Genomic DNA, 16,626 nt, shown 5'->3' with positions numbered 1-16,626 from the left:
TGAACTATGCTTCCTTGCGCACGCGTTTCTTGAGGAACATCGCCGCGTCGGCCTCGGCCAGGGCGACTTCGGGGTCGGCGCCGGCCTCGATCTCGCGCACGCCCCAGGAGAGGCGCAGCGGCGCCGACCATTCGCCCAACTGCACCGGCATGCCGCAGACGGCGGCGGCCAGGGTCTCGGCCTTGGAGGTGGCGGTCTGCTGGTCAGCCTGGACCAGCAGCACGGCGAACTCGTCGCCGCCGATCCGGCCCACCACGTCGCTCTCGCGGACATTGGCCTGCAGGCGTTGGGCGACGGCCTTCAGGGCCTCGTCGCCGGCGGCGTGGCCGAAGCGGTCGTTGACGGCCTTGAAGCCGTCCAGGTCGAAGAACACCAGGCTGGCGGGCGAGCCGTAGCGCTGGGCGAAGGCGGCGACCCGCTTGATCTCGCGCAGGAAGGCCCGGCGGTTCAGCACCGGGGCCAGCACGTCCATGTCGGCCAGGCCTTGAGCCTCGCCCAGCTTGAACTTCAGTCGGGCGACCTCGTTGCGCAGATCGTCGATCTCGACCATCAGGGTCTTCAGGGCCGCCTGCACCTGCGGGGTCAGGTCGGCTTCCGACAGCCCCAGGAACCCGGCCGTATCGGCGGCGACCACGGCCCGCGCCACCGCCGGCCCGGCGGCCTCGGTCAGCGCCCGGCGACGGATCGCGGAGAAGGATTCGGTGCGAACGCTGGTGATCTTCATGGGATGACGGACGCCACTCGGAGAATCACTTGTGGTGAAGCTTCAGTATTTCTGCGTTCTTTCATTAACCATGACAATGGCGACGACCATGTGTCGCAGCGTCGCGGCGGCGGACTATCTGTCGGGATCGGCTGTGGTTTTCGCCGGGACCTTTGGGTGAGAACGGGCTTTGGAGCCTGGGCGCCAGCGGCTATAAGGCCCGCGATTCACGGCCGTCAGGTCACGGAGCGCCCTAAGAACCCTAGGGTCGCTCCACCGCCGCTTTCTGGGGAAATCGTCGCCGATGCCCACCGCCACGCCACCCGTCGCCCCCAAAGTGGTCATTGTCATGGGCAGCCGCTCGGACTGGCCGACCATGAAGAAGGCGGCCGACGCGCTCGACGCCCTGGGCGTGGCCTACGAGGCCAAGGTGGTTTCCGCCCATCGCACGCCCCAGCGCCTGGTCGAGTTTTCGACGGGGGCCCAGGCCGCCGGCCACAAGGTGATCATCGCCGGAGCCGGCGGCGCGGCGCACTTGCCGGGCATGGTCGCCTCGATGACCATCCTGCCGGTGCTGGGCGTGCCGGTGCAGTCCAAGGCCCTGAACGGTCTGGATTCCCTGCTGTCCATCGTCCAGATGCCGGGCGGGATCCCCGTGGCCACCCTGGCGATCGGCGAGGCGGGCGCCCGGAACGCCGGTCTGCTGGCCGCCCAGATCCTGGCGCTCTCGGACGCCGACCTGGCTCAGCGCCTGGCGGCCTTCCGGACGCAGCAGACCGACAGCGTCGTCGAGAGCGTTGAAGACTGATGAGCCTTTCCCCGCCCGCCTTTCCCCTGCCCCCCGGCTCCACGATCGGCATCCTCGGCGGGGGACAGCTGGGCCGCATGCTGGCCCTGGCCGCCGCCCGCCTGGGCTTCGACGTGGTGATCCTCGACCCGGAGGAGAACAGCCCCGCCGGCCGCGTGGCCTCGCGCCAGATCGTCGCCCCCTATGACGACCGCTGGGCGCTCCGCCGCCTGGCCGAGGTCTGTCACGTCGTCACCTACGAGTTCGAGAACGTGCCGGCCGCCACGGTGGCCGAGCTGACCGCCCAGGGCGTGCTGGTCGCGCCCGGCGCCAAGGCCCTGGCCGCCGCCCAGGACCGGGTCGTCGAAAAGAGCTTCCTGGCCGAGATCGGCGTGCCGACCGTGGCCTTCGCCGCCGTCGACGACGCCCAGGGCCTGGCCGCCGCCGTCGCCAAGATCGGCGCACCGTCGCTGCTGAAGACCCGCCGCGAAGGCTATGACGGCAAGGGCCAGGCCTGGATCCAGCGGCCGGCCGACGCCGCCTCCGCCTTCGCCAAGATCGCCGGCCAGCCCGCCATCCTCGAGGCCCCCGCCGACTTCGTGCGCGAGCTGTCGGTGATCGCCGCCCGCGGCCGCGACGGCGAGATCGCCTGCTACCCGCTGTCGGACAACCACCACGAGGGCGGCGTCCTGCGCCGCACCAGCGCGCCGGCCGTCGTCGGCGCCGCCACCCGCGACCAGGCCGAGGCCATCGTCGCCAAGATCCTGACCGCTCTGGAATATGTCGGGGTGATCGGGGTGGAGCTGTTCGAGCTGGCCGGCGGCAAGCTGCTGGTCAACGAGTTCGCGCCCCGGGTGCATAACACCGGCCACTGGACCCAGGACGGCTGCGAGGTCGACCAGTTCGAGCAGCACATCCGCGCCGTCGCCGGCTGGCCCCTGGGCCCCACCGCCCCGCGCGCCCATGTCGAGATGACCAACTTGCTGGGCCCCGAGGTCGAGGCCTGGGCCAAGCTGGCCGCCGAGCCCGAGACCCGCGTCCACCTCTACGGCAAGGGCGAAGCTCGGCCGGGGCGGAAGATGGGGCACGTCAACCGGCTGCGGGGACTGAAGGACTAGGCGCGGCGAGGCCTTCCGGAGGGCCGGAGCTTGGTCAGTTGTCGGGCTCGACGCCAGATCGCCCGGATCGCGGCGACGGCGAGAGCGACGCCCGCGAGCGCCATCGCAACCCTCGACCCCTTGTCGCTGTTGTCGATTTTCCGGTCGACGATGAGCTCGCCGTCCATGCGCAAATTGTAGATTCGGCTGCCAAAGACCTCCATCTCGACATGCTGGGGCTCCGGCCAGCGGGGCAGCGCTCGCCATTTGGCCAAAGCCGGGCAGTCGTAGCGCCGATGCCCGCTCGTTCCGCATGTGAACCGAAAGCTTCGTCCATCCGGCATGATGACCAGACCGGACGCCGATCTGACCTCTATCGGCTTGCCGGACACCAGGCTGGTCCGCTCGATCGAGGGTTGGAAGGCCAGGGCGACGAGGATCACGGAGAGCGGCAGGGCCGCGCTCCAGGAGGCGAGTTCCGCGCGCACCCGGCTTGAGCGCGCCGCATGGCTTCGCAGGGGCTGATCGCCGTAACGGCGATGGAGAAGGATCGCGATCATCGCCAAGGCGACCGTGAGCAGGCCAAACACCGCCAGGACCGCGAACTCCGTCCACAGCCCAAGGACCGCGGCGCCTCCGCCGAGCATCGCCATGCCCGCGGCGGCCTCGATCCAACGCCTGCTATCGTGGATGGTGCGCGAAATTGACTTTTCACCCCGGCAGCCGCCTGGTCCGGAAATCGAATGGCCAAGGGCGGGAACTCAGCCTTTCAAGATCAAGCTATCGGGTGTGGCCTCATGGAGGAAGCGCGGGCTCTTGCCACCGTCACGTCGCCGGAGCAGCCTCCCCGCACCCGAAACGGGCGGAGACAATCGGCATGGCGGTTCCCGACGGCGCGGAGGCGATGCGTCCTTTCCTTCCGGCCAAGGACTTCGCGGTCAGCAAGGCGTTCTACCAGGCCCTGGGTTTCAAGACGCTCCTCGACGGCGAAGTGGCGATCTTCGGCCTAGGGGCCAGCGCCTTCATCCTGCAGCGCTATTACGAGAAGACCTGGGCCGAGAACTTCATGATGCAGCTGATGGTCGACGACCTGGACGCCTGGTGGGCGCACATCCAGGCGCTGGACCTGCCGGGCCGGTTCGGCGTCCAGCCGGCCAAGCCTCCGGCGATGCAGCCGTGGGGCCTGCGCGTGGCCTATGTCTACGATCCGTGCGGCGTGCTCTGGCATGTTTGCCAGCGGCGACCGGGCGCGCCGCAGGACTAGGCCTGTCGACATTCAAGCATCGTGCTTGGTCGTCGTCCTTCGACAAGCTCAGGATGAGGACCATTGTGCAGGCCGTGAAAGTAGAAAACCTCATCCTGAGCCCGTCGAAGGACGAGGTTTTCGCTCCAGCCCTCACGCCATGGCGATGATCTCAAGCTCGATCAGCCAGTCGTCGGCCAGGGTCTGGACGATGATCGCCGTGGTCGGGATGCGCCGGTCGCCCAGGGCCGCCACCCGGGCCGCGCCGTTGGCCTCGACATAGGCCGGATCGCGCAGGTAGCTGGTCAGGCGCACGATGTTGTCGACGGTCATGCCGGCGCTGGCCAGGATGGTCCGCAGATTCGACCAGACCAGCTCCAGCTGCCGCTCCAGGCTGGCGCCCGCCACGCCCTGGGCGTCCAGCCCCATGGTGCCCGCGACGAACAGCATGCGGGCCGGATCACGCACTTCCAGGGCATGCACATAGTCGTCGGTGGCGGCGTAGATCCCGTCGGTGGGATTGTGGATCACGGTCTCCATGGCGGCGTCTCCCGGGCGTTTGTCTTTCGAGGCTTCGTATCTAAGCTTAGCGGAAAGAGCGCCGTCGGTGTGACGCCCTTCCCGGAGTCCTGCATGGCCGAGCAAGCACTGATAGGCCTGATCGGCGGCATGAGCTGGGAAAGCTCGGCCCAGTACTATCGGCTAATCAACGAAGGGGTCCGCGACCGGGTCGGCGGCGTGGCCTCGGCCCGAACCCTGATGTGGTCGTTCGATTTCGCCCGGATCGAGGCCCTGCAGCACGCCGGCGACTGGGACGCCCTGGCCGGAGAGCTGGTCACCGCCGCCAAGGCGCTGCAGAAGGGCGGGGCCGACTTTCTGGTCCTGTGCACCAACACCATGCACCGCTGCGCCTGGGCCATCGACGCGGCGGTGAAGATCCCCCTGTTGCACATCGCCGACCCGACGGCGGCGGCGATCCAGGCGGCGGGTCTCACCCGGGTCGGCCTGCTGGGCACGGCCTTCACCATGGAGCAGGACTTCTATCGCGGCCGGCTGGAGGCGAAATTCGGCCTGGAGGTGCTGATCCCGGAGGCGCGGGACCGCGCGGCGGTGCACGAGATCATCTATCGTGAGCTGGTGACCGGCCAGGTGCTGGACGTCTCGCGCGAGGTCTATCGCGGCGTGATCGCGCGGCTGGTCGCGCGTGGAGCGCAGGGGATCATCCTGGGCTGCACCGAGATCATGCTGCTGATCGGCCGTGAGGACAGCCCCGTGCCCGTGTTCGACACCACGACGCTGCACGCGATGGCGGCGGTGGATCGGGCTTTGGCGGGACCCTAGGACCGCCCGTACCGCATCCGCGCCAGCGCCGCGGCCACCTCCGCCGCCAGGTTCATCGGCTTGATCCCGGCCTTCCATTTCTCGAAGGCCATGACGTTGTCGATGCGGCCGTCCAGGTGCTTGAGCGCCGACTCGCGGCCCGAGGCCATGTCAACGGCCAGGGTCGAGACCAGGATCCCCGACAGGATCGCCCGCTTGGAATAGTGATTCTCGTCGGTCGCCGTATCGCCGGCCCAGCGCCACAGGACGTCGGCGCTTTCCCAGATCAGGGTCAGGGCCAGCGGCATGTTGGTCGGGAAGGCCAGGAAGGCCGCCAGCTTGCGCAGGGCCTCGGCGTCGCGTTGGGCGGCGTCCAGGCGGGCGACCACACCGGCTCGGATCTTGTCGCGAATCTTGATCGGGGGCGGATCCAGGGCCTTCAGGGACGCCAGGGCGGCCTTGTCGTGGCGGCGCGACAGCAGGGCGGCCAGGTCGCGCGGGCCTTGCGGCAACAGCAGTTGCGCCTCGCCGGCGTTGAGCCCCGCGGCCACCGCGGCGGCGCGGGCCATCCCGGGGTTCCATCCCAGGCGCGGGGCCAGGCGCAGGGCCTCGTCCAGCACCCGTTGCTCGGTCGTGTCGGCCCAATCGCCCGGGTCTCGAGAGGCATCGGCGGTTTTGTCGCTCATGAATCCGAGTCTACACGGGAGTTTAGGCCGCGTCGCCATGGACAGAGGCCCCCGCCTCTGCTATCAGCCGCCCCTCGTCGCCCGGGAGATCCCTTTCCGGGCTTATCAGGTTTTGTTCGCCCGCCCGGCCCCTGAGAGGGACTCGGGAAGATGGTCGGGCCGTCGAATGGAGAGAGACCCCTGGTCCAGATTTTCGTCCGCGACAACAACGTCGATCAGGCCCTCAAGGCCCTGAAGAAGAAGATGCAACGCGAAGGCTCGTTCCGCGAAATGAAGCGGCACGTGCACTATGAAAAGCCGTCGGAAAAGCGCGCCCGTCAAAAGGCCGAAGCTGTCCGCCGCGCCCGCAAGCTGGCCCGCAAGCGCGCTCAGCGCGAAGGCCTGCTGCCGATGCCGAAGAAGCCGGTCGGCGCGCGTTAAGCGACGCTTTCCGAGATTTCGGAAACACCAAGCCCGCGTGGAGCGATCCACGCGGGCTTTGTTTATTCCTCCCCCTGTGGGGGAGGCGGCCGAAGGCCGGTGGGGGGAGTCTTAGGGTCGTGGATCCTGGGTGTGGCGACGCCCGATCACTCCCCCCTCCGTCGGCTACGCCGACACCTCCCCCACAGGGGGAGGACCTAGTTCCCCACGAACTCCACCGCCTTGACGATATGCCCGGCGAACGTCTCCCCCAGCAGCCGGGTGTGAGACGCGGCCTCGACGTGGTCGACATAGCCGCGCCTGGAGCGTTCGGCCGGCGCGGCCTGCATCGCCTTGCGCTTCTCGCGCCCCTTGACCGGTCCCGCCGTGACCACCGCCACCGGCCAGTTCGGGTCATAGGCGGGCACGGCGACGGCCTGCTCCGCCGACTGGGACCACGCGGCCACCTCGGCGGCGGCGGTGCGGTTGTGGGGACCGTTGGCGAAGGCCCAGCGCTTCTCGGCCTTGGCGGCCGGCGGCAGACCGATCTTGTCGCCCAGGCTGGTATAGACCAGCGGCTTGTAGAGCCCGATCGAAGCCCCGCGCGCCGCCCAGCGCGACGCCGTGGTGAAGACCCGGATGAAAGGCTTGAACGCTTCGGTTTCCGAGGCGTCGGCCGTGGCGGCGTCGACCAGGACCAGACCCGCCACCTTGTCCGGATTGCGTCCGGCGTACTGGCGCAGGCGCAGGCCGGCCATCGAGTGGCCGACCAGGATGAACGGTCCCGGCTCGCCCGAGGCGGCGACCAGCTTCTCGAAGTCGGTGACGATGGCCAGGCCGTCGCGCGGCGGCGGGCCGGGCGGCGAGAAGCCCATGCCCGCCCGGTCATAGGCGCAGGACCGCCAGCCGGCGGCGCTCAGGGCCTCCTGGGTGGCGCCCCAGTCGGCGGCGAAGCCGAAGGCTCCCGCCTCCAGCCAGACCACCGGACGGTCGCCGCGCGGCCCCTCGCAGACCAGGCGGAGGCTTCGCCCTTCGCCGATGTCGACCATCGTCCCGCGCGGCACGGGATGGCCCGCCGCCGACATCAGGCCGCCCACGGCGATGAACGACACGATGAGAAGAGCGAATCCGGCAAGGGCGCGTCCGACGTGTCTTAGCATGCGGCCACTCTAGCCGAGCGTCAGTGTCCGTCGAGTGACAGAACACCTCCTAGATCCGCGGCGTTTTTCTAACCGTCGACGACGTTGATCCGCACGCGGACGCGGCCGCCCTTGACGCGGGTGACCCCGCCCTCGCCGTTCGCCGCCATCTTGCCCGGGGCCTTCACGCCCTCGGGCCAGCGCGAGACCTGGGCCAGGCGCACCTTGCGGCCCACCCTGGCGGCGGCCTTCAGCGGCAGGTCATCCTTCTCGGCGAAGGTCTTGCCCATGAACAGCGCCGGATTCAGCGGCTTACCGGCCTTGTTGCGCAGTTCGAAGTGCAGGTGCGAGCCGGTCGAGCGGCCGCTGCTGCCCACATAGGCCACGGTGGTCCCGCGCTTGACGAAGGTCCCGCGCTTGAGGCCCGCGTCGCGGCCCAGGTGGGCGTAGAAGGTGTGGAAGCCGTCCTTGTGGCCCACCTCGACAAACCGGCCGTAGGTCGACGACACGCCGCTGCGCATGATGACGCCGTCGGTGGCGACATGGACGGGCGCGCCGGCCGGGGCGGCGATGTCGACGCCCTCGTGCAGGCGGCCGTTCTCTTCCCACGGCATCTGGCGCAGACCGAACGGCGAATTGACGACATGGCCCGGCAGCGGGGCGTCGAACACGAAGGCGGGGGGCGGCGGGGGCGGCGGCTCGGGCGCCGTGACGGGCGTGACCACCGGGGCCGGCGCGGGCGGCTGCAAGCCGGCGTTCATCGCGCCGACGGCCGAAACGGCGTTGATCATGCCCCAGATCACGATCGCGCCGCCGACGGCGGCGAACGCGGCGCGCGAATAGGGAGACGAGGTTGCGGCCAGGACTCGTGACGCCAAGAGTGATCCTCACAGACGATCGGTCGCCCCAAAGAGACCGCGCCAAAGCGCGTTCCCATCCCACGGGCGACCTTTCGGGATGATGAAGGCGGGCTCTATGCCGCGCCCATGAGGCGAAAAGGCGGCGCAGCTTAACCATTGATCAAGCATGACCATAGTCAGGCGACAGATGACCGGTTGCCACATTACAGGAATTTTAGAACATTACTTTCAGTACACTTCTTTAATTACACGTCATGAATGAGACGTAACGAGTATTCACGAGAAGTCGCGAGTATACCTTTGGACATGGAGCGCAGGGACGCGCCCAGACAGAGGGACAACTCAAATGCGCAAGTTCATGACCAGCCTGACCGCCGTGGCCACCTTCACCCTGGCCGCCGTGCCGGCCCTGGGCCTGCTGCAAAACGCCCACGCCGCCGAGCCCACCGCCCGCATCCTGGTCGGCGACCTGAACCTGAGCGACCCGGCCCAGGCGGCCGTCCTCAGGACCCGTGTCGACACCCAAGGCCAGGCGCTGTGCCGCCAGGTCATCGGCCGCGAGATCCGCTCGAACATCCGCGAGGCCGACTGCCTGGCCCAGATCCGCCTGGACGTCCGCCGTCAGCTGACCGCCGCCCAGCGCGCCGACCTGCGCCGCTCGGCCGCCCCGTCGTCGCTGCAAGTGGCCAGCCGCTAACCCCATCAACCACCGGCGCGAGAGCGCCCTTCAGAAAGGAAGACTTCGATGCGTAAGTTCATGACCCGTCTGACCGCCGCGGCCACCGTCGCCCTGGCCGCCGTGCCCGCCCTGGGCCTGCTGCAGAACGCCCACGCCGCCGAGCCGACCGCCACCATCTCCCTGGTCGGCCTGAACCTCTCCAACCCCGCCCAGGCCGCCGAATTCGCCGCCCGGGTCGAAGCCGCCGGCGAACAGGTCTGCAGCGCCAAGGCCCGCACCAATCCAGGCACGGACTTCACCATGGCCGGCTGCAAGGTCGCTGTCCGCGAACAGGCGGCCCGGCAACTGTCCAAGTCGCAACGCCAAGGCCTGCGCGTCGCCATCCGCTCCACCCCGCTGGCCATCGCCACCCGCTGAGCCGCCGCATGACCCTGACAAGCAAAAGGCCTCGGACGGGAACGTCCGGGGCCTCTTCTTTTGGGCGACGCTCCAACTTGCATCGCGCGAACAAATGAAGAACATTGTTTCGGGCCGCGCGGCCGCGCCAGAGAGGTCGCACGGACCATGCCGATTATTTCCATCTTCTTCGGGATCGTGATCCGGATTAATTTTCGGGATCACAATCCACCTCATCTTCACGCGGAGCATCAGGGCCGGGAAGCGCTGTTCGACATCCGCACGGGCCGGGTGATCGCCGGCGGCCTGCCGCGCGCCACGGCGCGTCTCGTCAGCGATTGGATCGCCCTGAACCAGGCCGCGTTGGCGGAAAACTGGGATCGGGCTTATGCTGATCAGCCAACTTTCAGGATCCCAGGATTGGATCAGGAATGACCATCAAGCTCGTCAAGGCGGTCAAGGTGAAGGCCCTCTCAGGCCATCGCCTGGACGTCACTTTCTCCGACGGCAGCAGCGGCGTCATCGACCTCAGCGATGTCTTGCGATCTCAGGGCGAAATGGCTCGCCCCCTAGCGGACGAGGCGTTCTTCGCGCGGGTGTTCCTGGAGATGGGCACGCCGACCTGGCCAAACGGCTACGATGCCGATCCGACCAATATGCGCTTGAAACTGGAAGCGGCGGGCGAATTGCGAGCCGACGGCGCGGTCGCCTAGCCGGCGCGCGGCGCGCGGCGCGGAAAAAGCAAGGCCCCGGACGGGAACGTCCGGGGCCTCTTCTTTTGGCGAAGGATCGAGGCCCTAGAGCCCCTTCACGATCCCCTCGACCATCTTCTTGGCGTCGCCGAACAGCATCATGGTGTTGTCGCGGAAGAACAGCTCGTTCTCGACGCCGGCGTAGCCCGAGGACATGCCGCGCTTGAGGAACAGCACGGTGCGGGCCTTTTCGACGTCCAGGATCGGCATGCCGAAGATCGGGCTCTGCGGGTCGGTCTTGGCGGCCGGGTTGGTGACGTCGTTGGCGCCGATCACGAAGGCCACGTCGGCGGTCGAGAACTCGCTGTTGATGTCCTCCAGCTCGAACACCTCGTCATAGGGGACGTTGGCTTCCGCAAGCAGCACGTTCATGTGGCCGGGCATGCGGCCGGCGACGGGGTGGATGGCGTACTTCACCTCCACGCCCTCTTCCTTCAGCTTGTCGGCCATTTCGCGCAGGATGTGCTGGGCCTGGGAGACGGCCATGCCGTAGCCGGGGACGATGATCACCTTGCTGGCGTTCTTCATGATGAAGGCCGCGTCGTCGGCCGAGCCCTGCTTGACGGGACGCGCCTCGACCTTGCCGCCGGGACCGGCCGCCGCGGCGTCGGCGCCGAAGCCGCCCAGGATCACCGAGATGAAGCTGCGGTTCATGCCCTTGCACATGATGTAGGACAGGATCGCGCCCGACGAACCGACCAGGGCGCCGGTGATGATCAGGGTGGTGTTTTCCAGGGTGAAGCCCAGGGCCGCCGCGGCCCAGCCCGAATAGCTGTTGAGCATCGAGACCACGACCGGCATGTCGGCGCCGCCGATCGGGATGATCAGAGTGACGCCGATCAGCAGGCTCAGCGCGAAGATCGCCCAGAACGCCCAGATCGCCGAGCCGCCGGAGATCACCAGCACCACCACCATGGCCACGATGGCCAGGGCGATGACGATGTTCAGCAGGTGGCGGGCCGGCAGCAGGATCGGTGCGCCGCCCATGTTGCCGTTCAGCTTGGCGAAGGCGATGACCGAACCGGTGAAGGTGACCGCGCCGATGGCCAGGCCCAGCGACAGCTCGATCAGGCTGTTGAGGTGCACGTGGCCGTCGGGGCCGACGATGCCGTAGGCCGCCGGGGTGTAGATCGCCGCCACCGCCACCATGCAGGCGGCCATGCCGACCAGGCTGTGGAAGGCCGCCACCAGTTGCGGCATCGAGGTCATGGCCACCTTGCGGGCGATCACCGCCCCGACCGTGCCGCCGACCGCGATCCCGCCCAGGATCAGCCCGATGGTCACGGGATCCAGCGCGCCCTGTTTCCAGAGCGTGGCCAGGGTGGTCAGCACGGCGATGCCCATGCCGATCATGCCGTTGCGGTTGCCCGACTGGCTGGTCACCGGGCTGGACAGCCCGCGCAGCGCCAGGATGAAGAGCACCCCCGAGACGATGTAGAGGATGGCGGCGAGATTGGCGTTCATGTCAGGTCTTGGCCCCCAAGAGCGGCGACGAGGAAAGCGGCGGCGCGGCGTTGACGCCGAACCGTGGCGGATGGCCCGAAGGCAGGCCGGAGAGGTCGTAGCGCGGCGGCTCGTAGTGGTTGGCCGCCGTGTAAGGCGCGGCGAAGCGAGGCTGGCCGTCGGCGCCGGTCAGTTCGTCCTCGCGCACGAAGAAGGCGTTGGCGCCGGAGAGATTGCAGCCGACCAGGGCGTAGCCCTTGGCGCGGCCCAGGGCCTCCAGGCTGGTCAGGCTGGCGCTGTGATAGTTGCCGCCGTCCCAGACCCGGTCGGCCTTGTACGCGGCGACGAAGGCGACGGGCGGCGGATAGGCGGCGTTGTATTCGATGATCACGACGCGCGGCCGCACGGCGGTGATCGCCTCCCAGATCCAGTAGTCGTTGCCGTCGATGTCGATCGACAGCAGGTCGATGGACGCGGGTTTGGCGGCGGTCCCGCCGGCCCAGGGGCCCAGCAGGCCGTCGATGTTCTCGGACGTGACGAAGGCCTTCTGCACCGTCAGCCGGCCCTGCTCCACGGCCACGGCCTGATGCCCCTTGGCGGCCTCGACATACTTGTCCGAGCCGTCCAGCCACAGGCCGCTCCAGCCGGCCATCAGCAGCAGGGCGGTGTTGCACTCCACCCCGGCCTGGACGCCGAACTCGATGAACCGCCGGTCGCCCTCGCCGATGCGGTTGAAGATCTCCAGGACGATGCCGTCCTCGTCGTTCTGGCTGTAGGTCTTGCGGCCATGGGCGATCAGCCGCCCGGGCTCTCGGGCCCGGGGCGATCCGCGCAGCTCGTCCCACCACCGCTCCAGCGCGATGCGCCGCAGGGCGTCGGTCCGATTGGCCATGCGCTTGATGGCGCTGAACATGCCCGAAGGCTCCCGCTGCCTTCGCGCCTATTTCTTCTCTTTCTTCTTGTACATGGCCAGCATGCGCTGGGTGACCAGGAAGCCGCCGAAGATGTTGACCGCGGCGAAGGCGGCGGCGACGCCGCCGGCCCCCTTGGAGATCCAGGTCGAGGCGGCGACCGTGCCGCCGTCCAGGTCGGCGTTGGCGCCGTGCGCGGCGGCCGCCAGCAGGGCGCCGACGATGATCACCGACGAGATGGCGTTGGTCACGGCCATCAGCGGGGTGTGCAGGGCGGGCGTCACGCTCCAGACGACGTAGTAGCCCACGAAGATGGCGAGCACGAAGATCGCCAGGCGGAACACGGTGGGGTCGACGGCTTCCATCTTAGTCCCTCTTTGAGGCGGTGCGACCGCCCTCGTCCTTCGACAAGCTCAGGATGAGGGCGGAATGATCCCGCCCTCTCCTTGAACACCTCATCCTGAGCTTGTCGAAGGACGAGGTGTTCACGCAGTGAGTTAGCCGGCCAGCAGCGACGGGTGCACCACCGCGCCGCCCTGGGTGACCAGGGCCGCCTTGAGGATCTCGTCCTCGAAGTCGGGGGCGAAGGCGCCTTCCTTGTTCAGGAACAGGCTCGACAGGGCGAACAGGTTGCGGGCGTACAGCGCCGAGGCGTCGGTGGCGATGCGGCCGGGCAGGTTCGGGATGCCCAGGATCTTGACGCCGTTGGCGGTGACCGCCGCCTCGCCCAGCTTTGCGCCCTCGACGTTGCCGCCGGCCTCGATGGCCAGGTCGACCAGCACCGAGCCGGGCTTCATCGACGCCACCTGGGCGGCCGAGACCAGCTTGGGCGCCGGGCGGCCGGGGATCAGGGCCGTGGTGATGACGATGTCCTGCTTGGCGATGTGCGAGGAGACCAGCTCGGCCTGTTTGGCCTGGTATTCCTTCGACATTTCCTTGGCGTAGCCGCCGGCGGTCTGGGCGTTCTTGAACTCGTCGTCCTCGACGGCCAGGAACTTGGCGCCCAGCGACTCGACCTGCTCCTTGGTGGCGGGACGCACGTCGGTGGCGGTGACCACCGCGCCCAGGCGGCGGGCGGTGGCGATGGCCTGCAGGCCGGCCACGCCCACGCCCATCACGAAGACCTTGGCCGCGGCGATCGTGCCGGCGGCGGTCATCATCATCGGCAGGGCCTTGCCATAGGCCTCGGCCGCCTCGATCACGGCGCGGTAGCCGGCCAGGTTGGCCTGGGAGGACAGCATGTCCATCACCTGGGCCCGGGTGATGCGCGGGATGAACTCCATGGCCAGGGCGCTGGCGCCGGCCTTGGCCAGGGCGTTCAGCGTGTCCTTGTCCTGGTGCGGATTGAGCGCGGCCGCGACGATCGCGCCCGTCTTCAGGGACGCAATCTCGGCGGCTTCGGGCGCGCGGACCTTGAACAGGACGTCGGCGTCCTTCAGGGCCTCTTTCGCCGTCTTGGCCAGCTTGGCCCCGGCCGCCTCGTAGTCGGCGTCCGGATACGAGGCCGCGATCCCCGCCCCGGCCTGCACGACAACCGAGAAGCCGGCCGCGGCCAGTTTCTTGACGGTCTCGGGCGTGGCCGCGACCCGGGTTTCCCCACCGCGGGTCTCTTTCGTGACGGCGATAACGGCCATCGGCATACCCCTCCCAAGGACGCTGCTTGCTCCGACGAGCTTGCGCGTCTCTCTAGGGGATGTTCTTGCCCGATGTCGAGCCTTACGCTCGCGTCAGGGGCAAAAAAATACCGATGTCCACCGGTGTCAGTGGGCGGAGGCGGGCTTTTCGCGCAGGAACACAACGCCCACGATCGCGAGCACGATTCCCGGGATCACGCCGCCGATGAAGCCGGCCGCGGTGCAGAACCACAGGGTGATGGTCAGCAACAGGACGGCGACGGCCAACGAGCCCCACTTGGTCATCTTGCCAAAGGCTTCGAAGGTCGCGGACTGTTCGTGGATGTCCATTTCACCGCGTTGATAGTCGCCGGCCATGTGTGTGTCCTAGGTGGAATTGAAAACGCCCCGCCGCTTACAACGTGCGGGGCGCGGGCTCAAGCCGTCGGGATGTCGCGGGCGCCCCAGGCTTCTTCGGTGAAACGCGTTCGAACAGCCAAGACGGCCTCGTCGACCGAAATATCGGCGATTCGCCCTTCCCCGCCGTCGAGGCGCGAGAGCCAGCGCGAATAGGCCGGCACGGGGCTGGTGCCCATCAGGCCGACGGCCGGGCGGCCGACCGAGGCGGCGACGTTCAGCGGCCCCGAGTCGTTGCCCAGGAACCCCGCCGACAGGGCGATCAGGGCGGCGGCCTGGTCCAGCGGCAGGTCGCAAGCCAGGATGTCACGCCCGGCCACGGGCTGAGCCTCGATCGCGGGCTTGACGCGGGGAGCGTCGCCGGGGCCGCCCAGCCAGTACACCGTCGGGAACAGATCGGCCAGAGCCGTCGATACGGCGGCGAAGCGCTCGGCGGGCCAGGTGCGGGCCGGCTCGCTGGCCCCGACGCCCAGCACCAGCCAGGGACCGGGCCGATCAGCGAACCGCGCCTTGACCGAGGCGACGGCCTTGGGGTCCAGCAGCAGACCGGGCTCGCGGCTGTCGACCTTCAGGCCGTGCAAGGCCTCGAAGGCCGCCAGCTTGTCCAGTCGATGGTCCGGCCGCATGGCCTTGGGCAGGAACGGCCCCTGCAGCCATTGCTCCTGGCTCTTGTGACCCAGGCCAAAGCCGTGCCGCTCGGGCACCCCGGCCAGCCAGGCGGCCTGGGCGGGACGGCCGATCTTCTCCAGGATCCACACCGCCCGAGGCTTCACCTCGCGGCAGATCCGCCAGAAGTCGAGAACCTCCCGCACGCCCTTCAGCGATCCGGAGAAATGGCGGGCATAGACCACGCCGGCGATCGACGGCTCGACCGCCAGCACCTCGGCCGCCCGGCTCGACGGCCGCGCGACCAGCAACACCTGGCCCTCGGGCGTCCGGGCGGCGATGGCCCGGAAGGTCGGCAGATGCCACATCAGGTCGCCGATCCCCCGATCGGGGGCATAGACGAGGACGGGGCCGGCTTTCTGGGCGGTGCTCATGAAACGGACTTAGCGGGCGGTCGGGAGGATGTCATCTGGCCCTCCCCTTTCAGCCGTCATTCCGGGCCTTGTGCCCGGAACCCCTCTAGCCGCCGCACGTGCGGAGGTGTGGCGCGCCAGCGCGCCAAGGCGCTTCACCGTCGGCTGAGCCAGGGGTTCCGGGCACAAGGCCCGGAATGACGGTGCTATTTATTGGAGGCGTCGAGGACGCCCCTCTAAGCCCACCCCGCCAGAAGCCCGCGCAGCCCCGCCACGAAGGCCAGCGGCTGGTCGACCATCACGTGGTGGTCGGCGTCGGGGATGGCGACGCGCAGGACAGTGTCGGGCATCTCGCCGAACATGTAGTCCAGCGTCTCCTCGCGCATCAGGGCCGAGCGTTCGCCCCACATCACCGCCGCCGGGCAGGCGATGCGCGGCAGCAGCAGGCCCAGATCCGGCATCGAGAACCGCTGCCAGATGGCTGGGTCGAACTTCCAGGTCCAGCCGCCCTCGACCTGCTTCAGCGAGCCGCGGGCGATATGGTCGGCGATGTAGAGGTTCTCGCAGCCCTGCGGCGGCGCGAGCCGGAAGCGGGCCAGCGCCTCCTCCAGCGTCGGATAGACCCGGTTGGCAGCGTCGGGGCGCGGAGGCGGGCCGCGCCAGCGCTTCTCCGGCGGCTGGATGCTGCTGTCGACCATGACGATCCCGCGCAGCCGGTCGGCGTGCTCGACACCGCAATAGAGGGTCGGGAAGCCGCCGAACGAGTGGCCCACCAGGATCGGCTTGGTCCCGCCCGCCTCCAGCCCGGCCGCCTCGACCGCCGCGAAGATCTCGGCCGCGAAGGACTGCGCCGAATAGGCCGGCCGCCAGTCCGAGCCGCCCATGCCCGACCACGAGATCGCGGCGCATCGCCAGTCCGCCGCGAAGAACGGGGCGATGAAGCTCCACCAGTCGGCATGGGCGCCGTTGCCGTGCAGGAACAGCAGGCCCGGCTTGCCGACCTCGCCCCAGGTCAGCAGCTCGATCTGAGCCCCCTCGACCGGGATGCGCGAGCGTTCGGGTTCGACGGCGACGGCGGCCTCGAACCAGGCCGGAGCCGGCGGCTTCGCGCCGTTGAACGGACCCAGCGGCGAGGTGGGCGCGGGACGGTCGTCGGCCATGG

22 protein-coding genes are annotated in these 16,626 nt (G+C 68.8%); 9 read left to right on the top strand and 13 right to left on the bottom strand.

Annotated elements, in window-relative coordinates:
• Positions 1–4 precede the first annotated feature (4 nt).
• The gene (locus tag ASD21_RS07905) at positions 5–724 is read right to left on the bottom strand and encodes a GGDEF domain-containing protein (protein ID WP_056439177.1); all 720 of its coding nucleotides are present in this window, start codon (positions 722–724) and stop codon (positions 5–7) included.
• A gap of 283 nt (positions 725–1,007) precedes the next feature.
• On the opposite strand from ASD21_RS07905, the gene purE reads away from it, so the two are divergent.
• Both purE and ASD21_RS07895 read left to right on the top strand, forming a co-directional pair.
• On the top strand, positions 1,008–1,511 hold the full coding sequence (gene purE / locus ASD21_RS07900) for a 5-(carboxyamino)imidazole ribonucleotide mutase (protein WP_056439175.1): 504 nt from the start codon (positions 1,008–1,010) through the stop codon (positions 1,509–1,511).
• Entirely contained in the window at positions 1,511–2,608 is a 1,098-nt protein-coding gene (locus ASD21_RS07895; RefSeq protein WP_056439172.1) for a 5-(carboxyamino)imidazole ribonucleotide synthase, read from the top strand. Before purE ends, ASD21_RS07895 begins: the two co-directional genes overlap by 1 nt.
• Here the strand turns inward: ASD21_RS07895 and ASD21_RS07890 are convergent.
• The gene (locus ASD21_RS07890; RefSeq protein ID WP_056439169.1) at positions 2,605–3,240 is read right to left on the bottom strand and encodes a hypothetical protein; all 636 of its coding nucleotides are present in this window, start codon (positions 3,238–3,240) and stop codon (positions 2,605–2,607) included. The two genes, ASD21_RS07895 and ASD21_RS07890, sit on opposite strands and share 4 nt — an antisense overlap.
• 224 nt (positions 3,241–3,464) lie before the next feature.
• Between ASD21_RS07890 and ASD21_RS07885 the strand changes: the two genes are divergently transcribed.
• Positions 3,465–3,851 carry a VOC family protein gene (locus tag ASD21_RS07885; RefSeq protein WP_200941408.1) on the top strand — a complete coding sequence of 129 codons (387 nt, stop codon included), beginning with the start codon at positions 3,465–3,467 and terminating at the stop codon, positions 3,849–3,851.
• Between the two features lie 132 nt (positions 3,852–3,983).
• On the opposite strand, the gene ASD21_RS07880 is transcribed toward ASD21_RS07885, so the two are convergent.
• Positions 3,984–4,370 (bottom strand): RidA family protein, encoded by a 387-nt coding sequence (locus ASD21_RS07880; protein WP_056439166.1) that lies wholly within the window; start codon positions 4,368–4,370, stop codon positions 3,984–3,986.
• 93 nt (positions 4,371–4,463) lie between these two features.
• On the opposite strand from ASD21_RS07880, the gene ASD21_RS07875 reads away from it, so the two are divergent.
• Positions 4,464–5,171 carry an aspartate/glutamate racemase family protein gene (locus ASD21_RS07875; protein ID WP_056439163.1) on the top strand — a complete coding sequence of 236 codons (708 nt, stop codon included), beginning with the start codon at positions 4,464–4,466 and terminating at the stop codon, positions 5,169–5,171.
• On the opposite strand, the gene ASD21_RS07870 is transcribed toward ASD21_RS07875, so the two are convergent.
• Positions 5,168–5,836 carry a COQ9 family protein gene (locus ASD21_RS07870; protein ID WP_056439160.1) on the bottom strand — a complete coding sequence of 223 codons (669 nt, stop codon included), beginning with the start codon at positions 5,834–5,836 and terminating at the stop codon, positions 5,168–5,170. The two genes, ASD21_RS07875 and ASD21_RS07870, sit on opposite strands and share 4 nt — an antisense overlap.
• 180 nt (positions 5,837–6,016) lie before the next feature.
• Here ASD21_RS07870 and rpsU point away from each other — a divergent pair, with 180 nt between their 5' ends.
• Complete coding sequence (rpsU, locus tag ASD21_RS07865; protein ID WP_155856916.1) at positions 6,017–6,256, top strand: 30S ribosomal protein S21; 240 nt, start codon at positions 6,017–6,019, stop codon at positions 6,254–6,256.
• Between the two features lie 197 nt (positions 6,257–6,453).
• Here rpsU and ASD21_RS07860 read toward each other — a convergent pair whose 3' ends face one another.
• On the bottom strand, positions 6,454–7,395 hold the full coding sequence (locus ASD21_RS07860; protein WP_056439155.1) for an alpha/beta fold hydrolase: 942 nt from the start codon (positions 7,393–7,395) through the stop codon (positions 6,454–6,456).
• A gap of 68 nt (positions 7,396–7,463) precedes the next feature.
• On the bottom strand, positions 7,464–8,252 hold the full coding sequence (locus tag ASD21_RS07855; RefSeq protein WP_056439152.1) for a M23 family metallopeptidase: 789 nt from the start codon (positions 8,250–8,252) through the stop codon (positions 7,464–7,466).
• A gap of 328 nt (positions 8,253–8,580) precedes the next feature.
• On the opposite strand from ASD21_RS07855, the gene ASD21_RS07850 reads away from it, so the two are divergent.
• From ASD21_RS07850 to ASD21_RS07835, 4 genes are all read left to right on the top strand, one after another.
• Positions 8,581–8,931 carry a UrcA family protein gene (locus ASD21_RS07850; RefSeq protein WP_056439149.1) on the top strand — a complete coding sequence of 117 codons (351 nt, stop codon included), beginning with the start codon at positions 8,581–8,583 and terminating at the stop codon, positions 8,929–8,931.
• Positions 8,932–8,979: 48 nt separating this feature from the next.
• The gene (locus ASD21_RS07845) at positions 8,980–9,330 is read left to right on the top strand and encodes a UrcA family protein (RefSeq protein ID WP_056439146.1); all 351 of its coding nucleotides are present in this window, start codon (positions 8,980–8,982) and stop codon (positions 9,328–9,330) included.
• Between the two features lie 147 nt (positions 9,331–9,477).
• Positions 9,478–9,744 (top strand): DUF4160 domain-containing protein, encoded by a 267-nt coding sequence (locus tag ASD21_RS07840; protein ID WP_056439143.1) that lies wholly within the window; start codon positions 9,478–9,480, stop codon positions 9,742–9,744.
• Entirely contained in the window at positions 9,741–10,022 is a 282-nt protein-coding gene (locus ASD21_RS07835) for a DUF2442 domain-containing protein (RefSeq protein WP_056439140.1), read from the top strand. Before ASD21_RS07840 ends, ASD21_RS07835 begins: the two co-directional genes overlap by 4 nt.
• Before the next feature lie 84 nt (positions 10,023–10,106).
• On the opposite strand, the gene ASD21_RS07830 is transcribed toward ASD21_RS07835, so the two are convergent.
• The 7 genes from ASD21_RS07830 to ASD21_RS07800 all read right to left on the bottom strand — a co-directional run bounded on the left by ASD21_RS07830 (position 10,107) and on the right by ASD21_RS07800 (position 16,624).
• Positions 10,107–11,525 carry an NAD(P)(+) transhydrogenase (Re/Si-specific) subunit beta gene (locus ASD21_RS07830; RefSeq protein ID WP_056439137.1) on the bottom strand — a complete coding sequence of 473 codons (1,419 nt, stop codon included), beginning with the start codon at positions 11,523–11,525 and terminating at the stop codon, positions 10,107–10,109.
• 1 nt (position 11,526) lies between these two features.
• Complete coding sequence (locus ASD21_RS07825) at positions 11,527–12,417, bottom strand: hypothetical protein (RefSeq protein ID WP_056439134.1); 891 nt, start codon at positions 12,415–12,417, stop codon at positions 11,527–11,529.
• 27 nt (positions 12,418–12,444) lie between these two features.
• Positions 12,445–12,780, bottom strand: coding sequence for an NAD(P) transhydrogenase subunit alpha (locus ASD21_RS07820; RefSeq protein ID WP_056439131.1), 336 nt, complete (start codon positions 12,778–12,780; stop codon positions 12,445–12,447).
• Between the two features lie 132 nt (positions 12,781–12,912).
• Complete coding sequence (locus ASD21_RS07815) at positions 12,913–14,055, bottom strand: Re/Si-specific NAD(P)(+) transhydrogenase subunit alpha (protein ID WP_162250218.1); 1,143 nt, start codon at positions 14,053–14,055, stop codon at positions 12,913–12,915.
• Between the two features lie 120 nt (positions 14,056–14,175).
• Complete coding sequence (locus ASD21_RS07810) at positions 14,176–14,406, bottom strand: aa3-type cytochrome c oxidase subunit IV (RefSeq protein WP_056439128.1); 231 nt, start codon at positions 14,404–14,406, stop codon at positions 14,176–14,178.
• Between the two features lie 59 nt (positions 14,407–14,465).
• Complete coding sequence (locus ASD21_RS07805) at positions 14,466–15,485, bottom strand: glycosyltransferase family 9 protein (RefSeq protein WP_056439125.1); 1,020 nt, start codon at positions 15,483–15,485, stop codon at positions 14,466–14,468.
• Positions 15,486–15,700: 215 nt separating this feature from the next.
• Entirely contained in the window at positions 15,701–16,624 is a 924-nt protein-coding gene (locus tag ASD21_RS07800; protein WP_056439122.1) for an alpha/beta fold hydrolase, read from the bottom strand.
• Positions 16,625–16,626 lie beyond the last annotated feature (2 nt).

The organism is Caulobacter sp. Root1455 (assembly GCF_001426905.1).
Lineage (GTDB): Bacteria > Pseudomonadota > Alphaproteobacteria > Caulobacterales > Caulobacteraceae > Caulobacter.
Note: the sequence above shows the minus strand (reverse complement) of the source record. Positions and strands in the feature narration are given on the sequence as shown.

Coding starts and splice junctions, on each gene's coding strand:
- ASD21_RS07840 (WP_056439143.1), top strand. CDS start 9,478: ATGCCGATTATTTCCATCTTCTTCGGGATCGTGATCCGGATTAATTTT.
- ASD21_RS07890 (WP_056439169.1), bottom strand. CDS start 3,240: ATGGCGATGCTCGGCGGAGGCGCCGCGGTCCTTGGGCTGTGGACGGAG.
- ASD21_RS07905 (WP_056439177.1), bottom strand. CDS start 724: ATGAAGATCACCAGCGTTCGCACCGAATCCTTCTCCGCGATCCGTCGC.
- ASD21_RS07850 (WP_056439149.1), top strand. CDS start 8,581: ATGCGCAAGTTCATGACCAGCCTGACCGCCGTGGCCACCTTCACCCTG.
- ASD21_RS07895 (WP_056439172.1), top strand. CDS start 1,511: ATGAGCCTTTCCCCGCCCGCCTTTCCCCTGCCCCCCGGCTCCACGATC.
- ASD21_RS07835 (WP_056439140.1), top strand. CDS start 9,741: ATGACCATCAAGCTCGTCAAGGCGGTCAAGGTGAAGGCCCTCTCAGGC.
- ASD21_RS07805 (WP_056439125.1), bottom strand. CDS start 15,485: ATGAGCACCGCCCAGAAAGCCGGCCCCGTCCTCGTCTATGCCCCCGAT.
- ASD21_RS07820 (WP_056439131.1), bottom strand. CDS start 12,780: ATGGAAGCCGTCGACCCCACCGTGTTCCGCCTGGCGATCTTCGTGCTC.
- ASD21_RS07880 (WP_056439166.1), bottom strand. CDS start 4,370: ATGGAGACCGTGATCCACAATCCCACCGACGGGATCTACGCCGCCACC.
- ASD21_RS07830 (WP_056439137.1), bottom strand. CDS start 11,525: ATGAACGCCAATCTCGCCGCCATCCTCTACATCGTCTCGGGGGTGCTC.
- ASD21_RS07825 (WP_056439134.1), bottom strand. CDS start 12,417: ATGTTCAGCGCCATCAAGCGCATGGCCAATCGGACCGACGCCCTGCGG.
- ASD21_RS07815 (WP_162250218.1), bottom strand. CDS start 14,055: ATGCCGATGGCCGTTATCGCCGTCACGAAAGAGACCCGCGGTGGGGAA.
- ASD21_RS07845 (WP_056439146.1), top strand. CDS start 8,980: ATGCGTAAGTTCATGACCCGTCTGACCGCCGCGGCCACCGTCGCCCTG.
- ASD21_RS07870 (WP_056439160.1), bottom strand. CDS start 5,836: ATGAGCGACAAAACCGCCGATGCCTCTCGAGACCCGGGCGATTGGGCC.
- ASD21_RS07800 (WP_056439122.1), bottom strand. CDS start 16,624: ATGGCCGACGACCGTCCCGCGCCCACCTCGCCGCTGGGTCCGTTCAAC.
- ASD21_RS07875 (WP_056439163.1), top strand. CDS start 4,464: ATGGCCGAGCAAGCACTGATAGGCCTGATCGGCGGCATGAGCTGGGAA.
- ASD21_RS07860 (WP_056439155.1), bottom strand. CDS start 7,395: ATGCTAAGACACGTCGGACGCGCCCTTGCCGGATTCGCTCTTCTCATC.
- ASD21_RS07885 (WP_200941408.1), top strand. CDS start 3,465: ATGGCGGTTCCCGACGGCGCGGAGGCGATGCGTCCTTTCCTTCCGGCC.
- purE (WP_056439175.1), top strand. CDS start 1,008: ATGCCCACCGCCACGCCACCCGTCGCCCCCAAAGTGGTCATTGTCATG.
- ASD21_RS07810 (WP_056439128.1), bottom strand. CDS start 14,406: ATGGCCGGCGACTATCAACGCGGTGAAATGGACATCCACGAACAGTCC.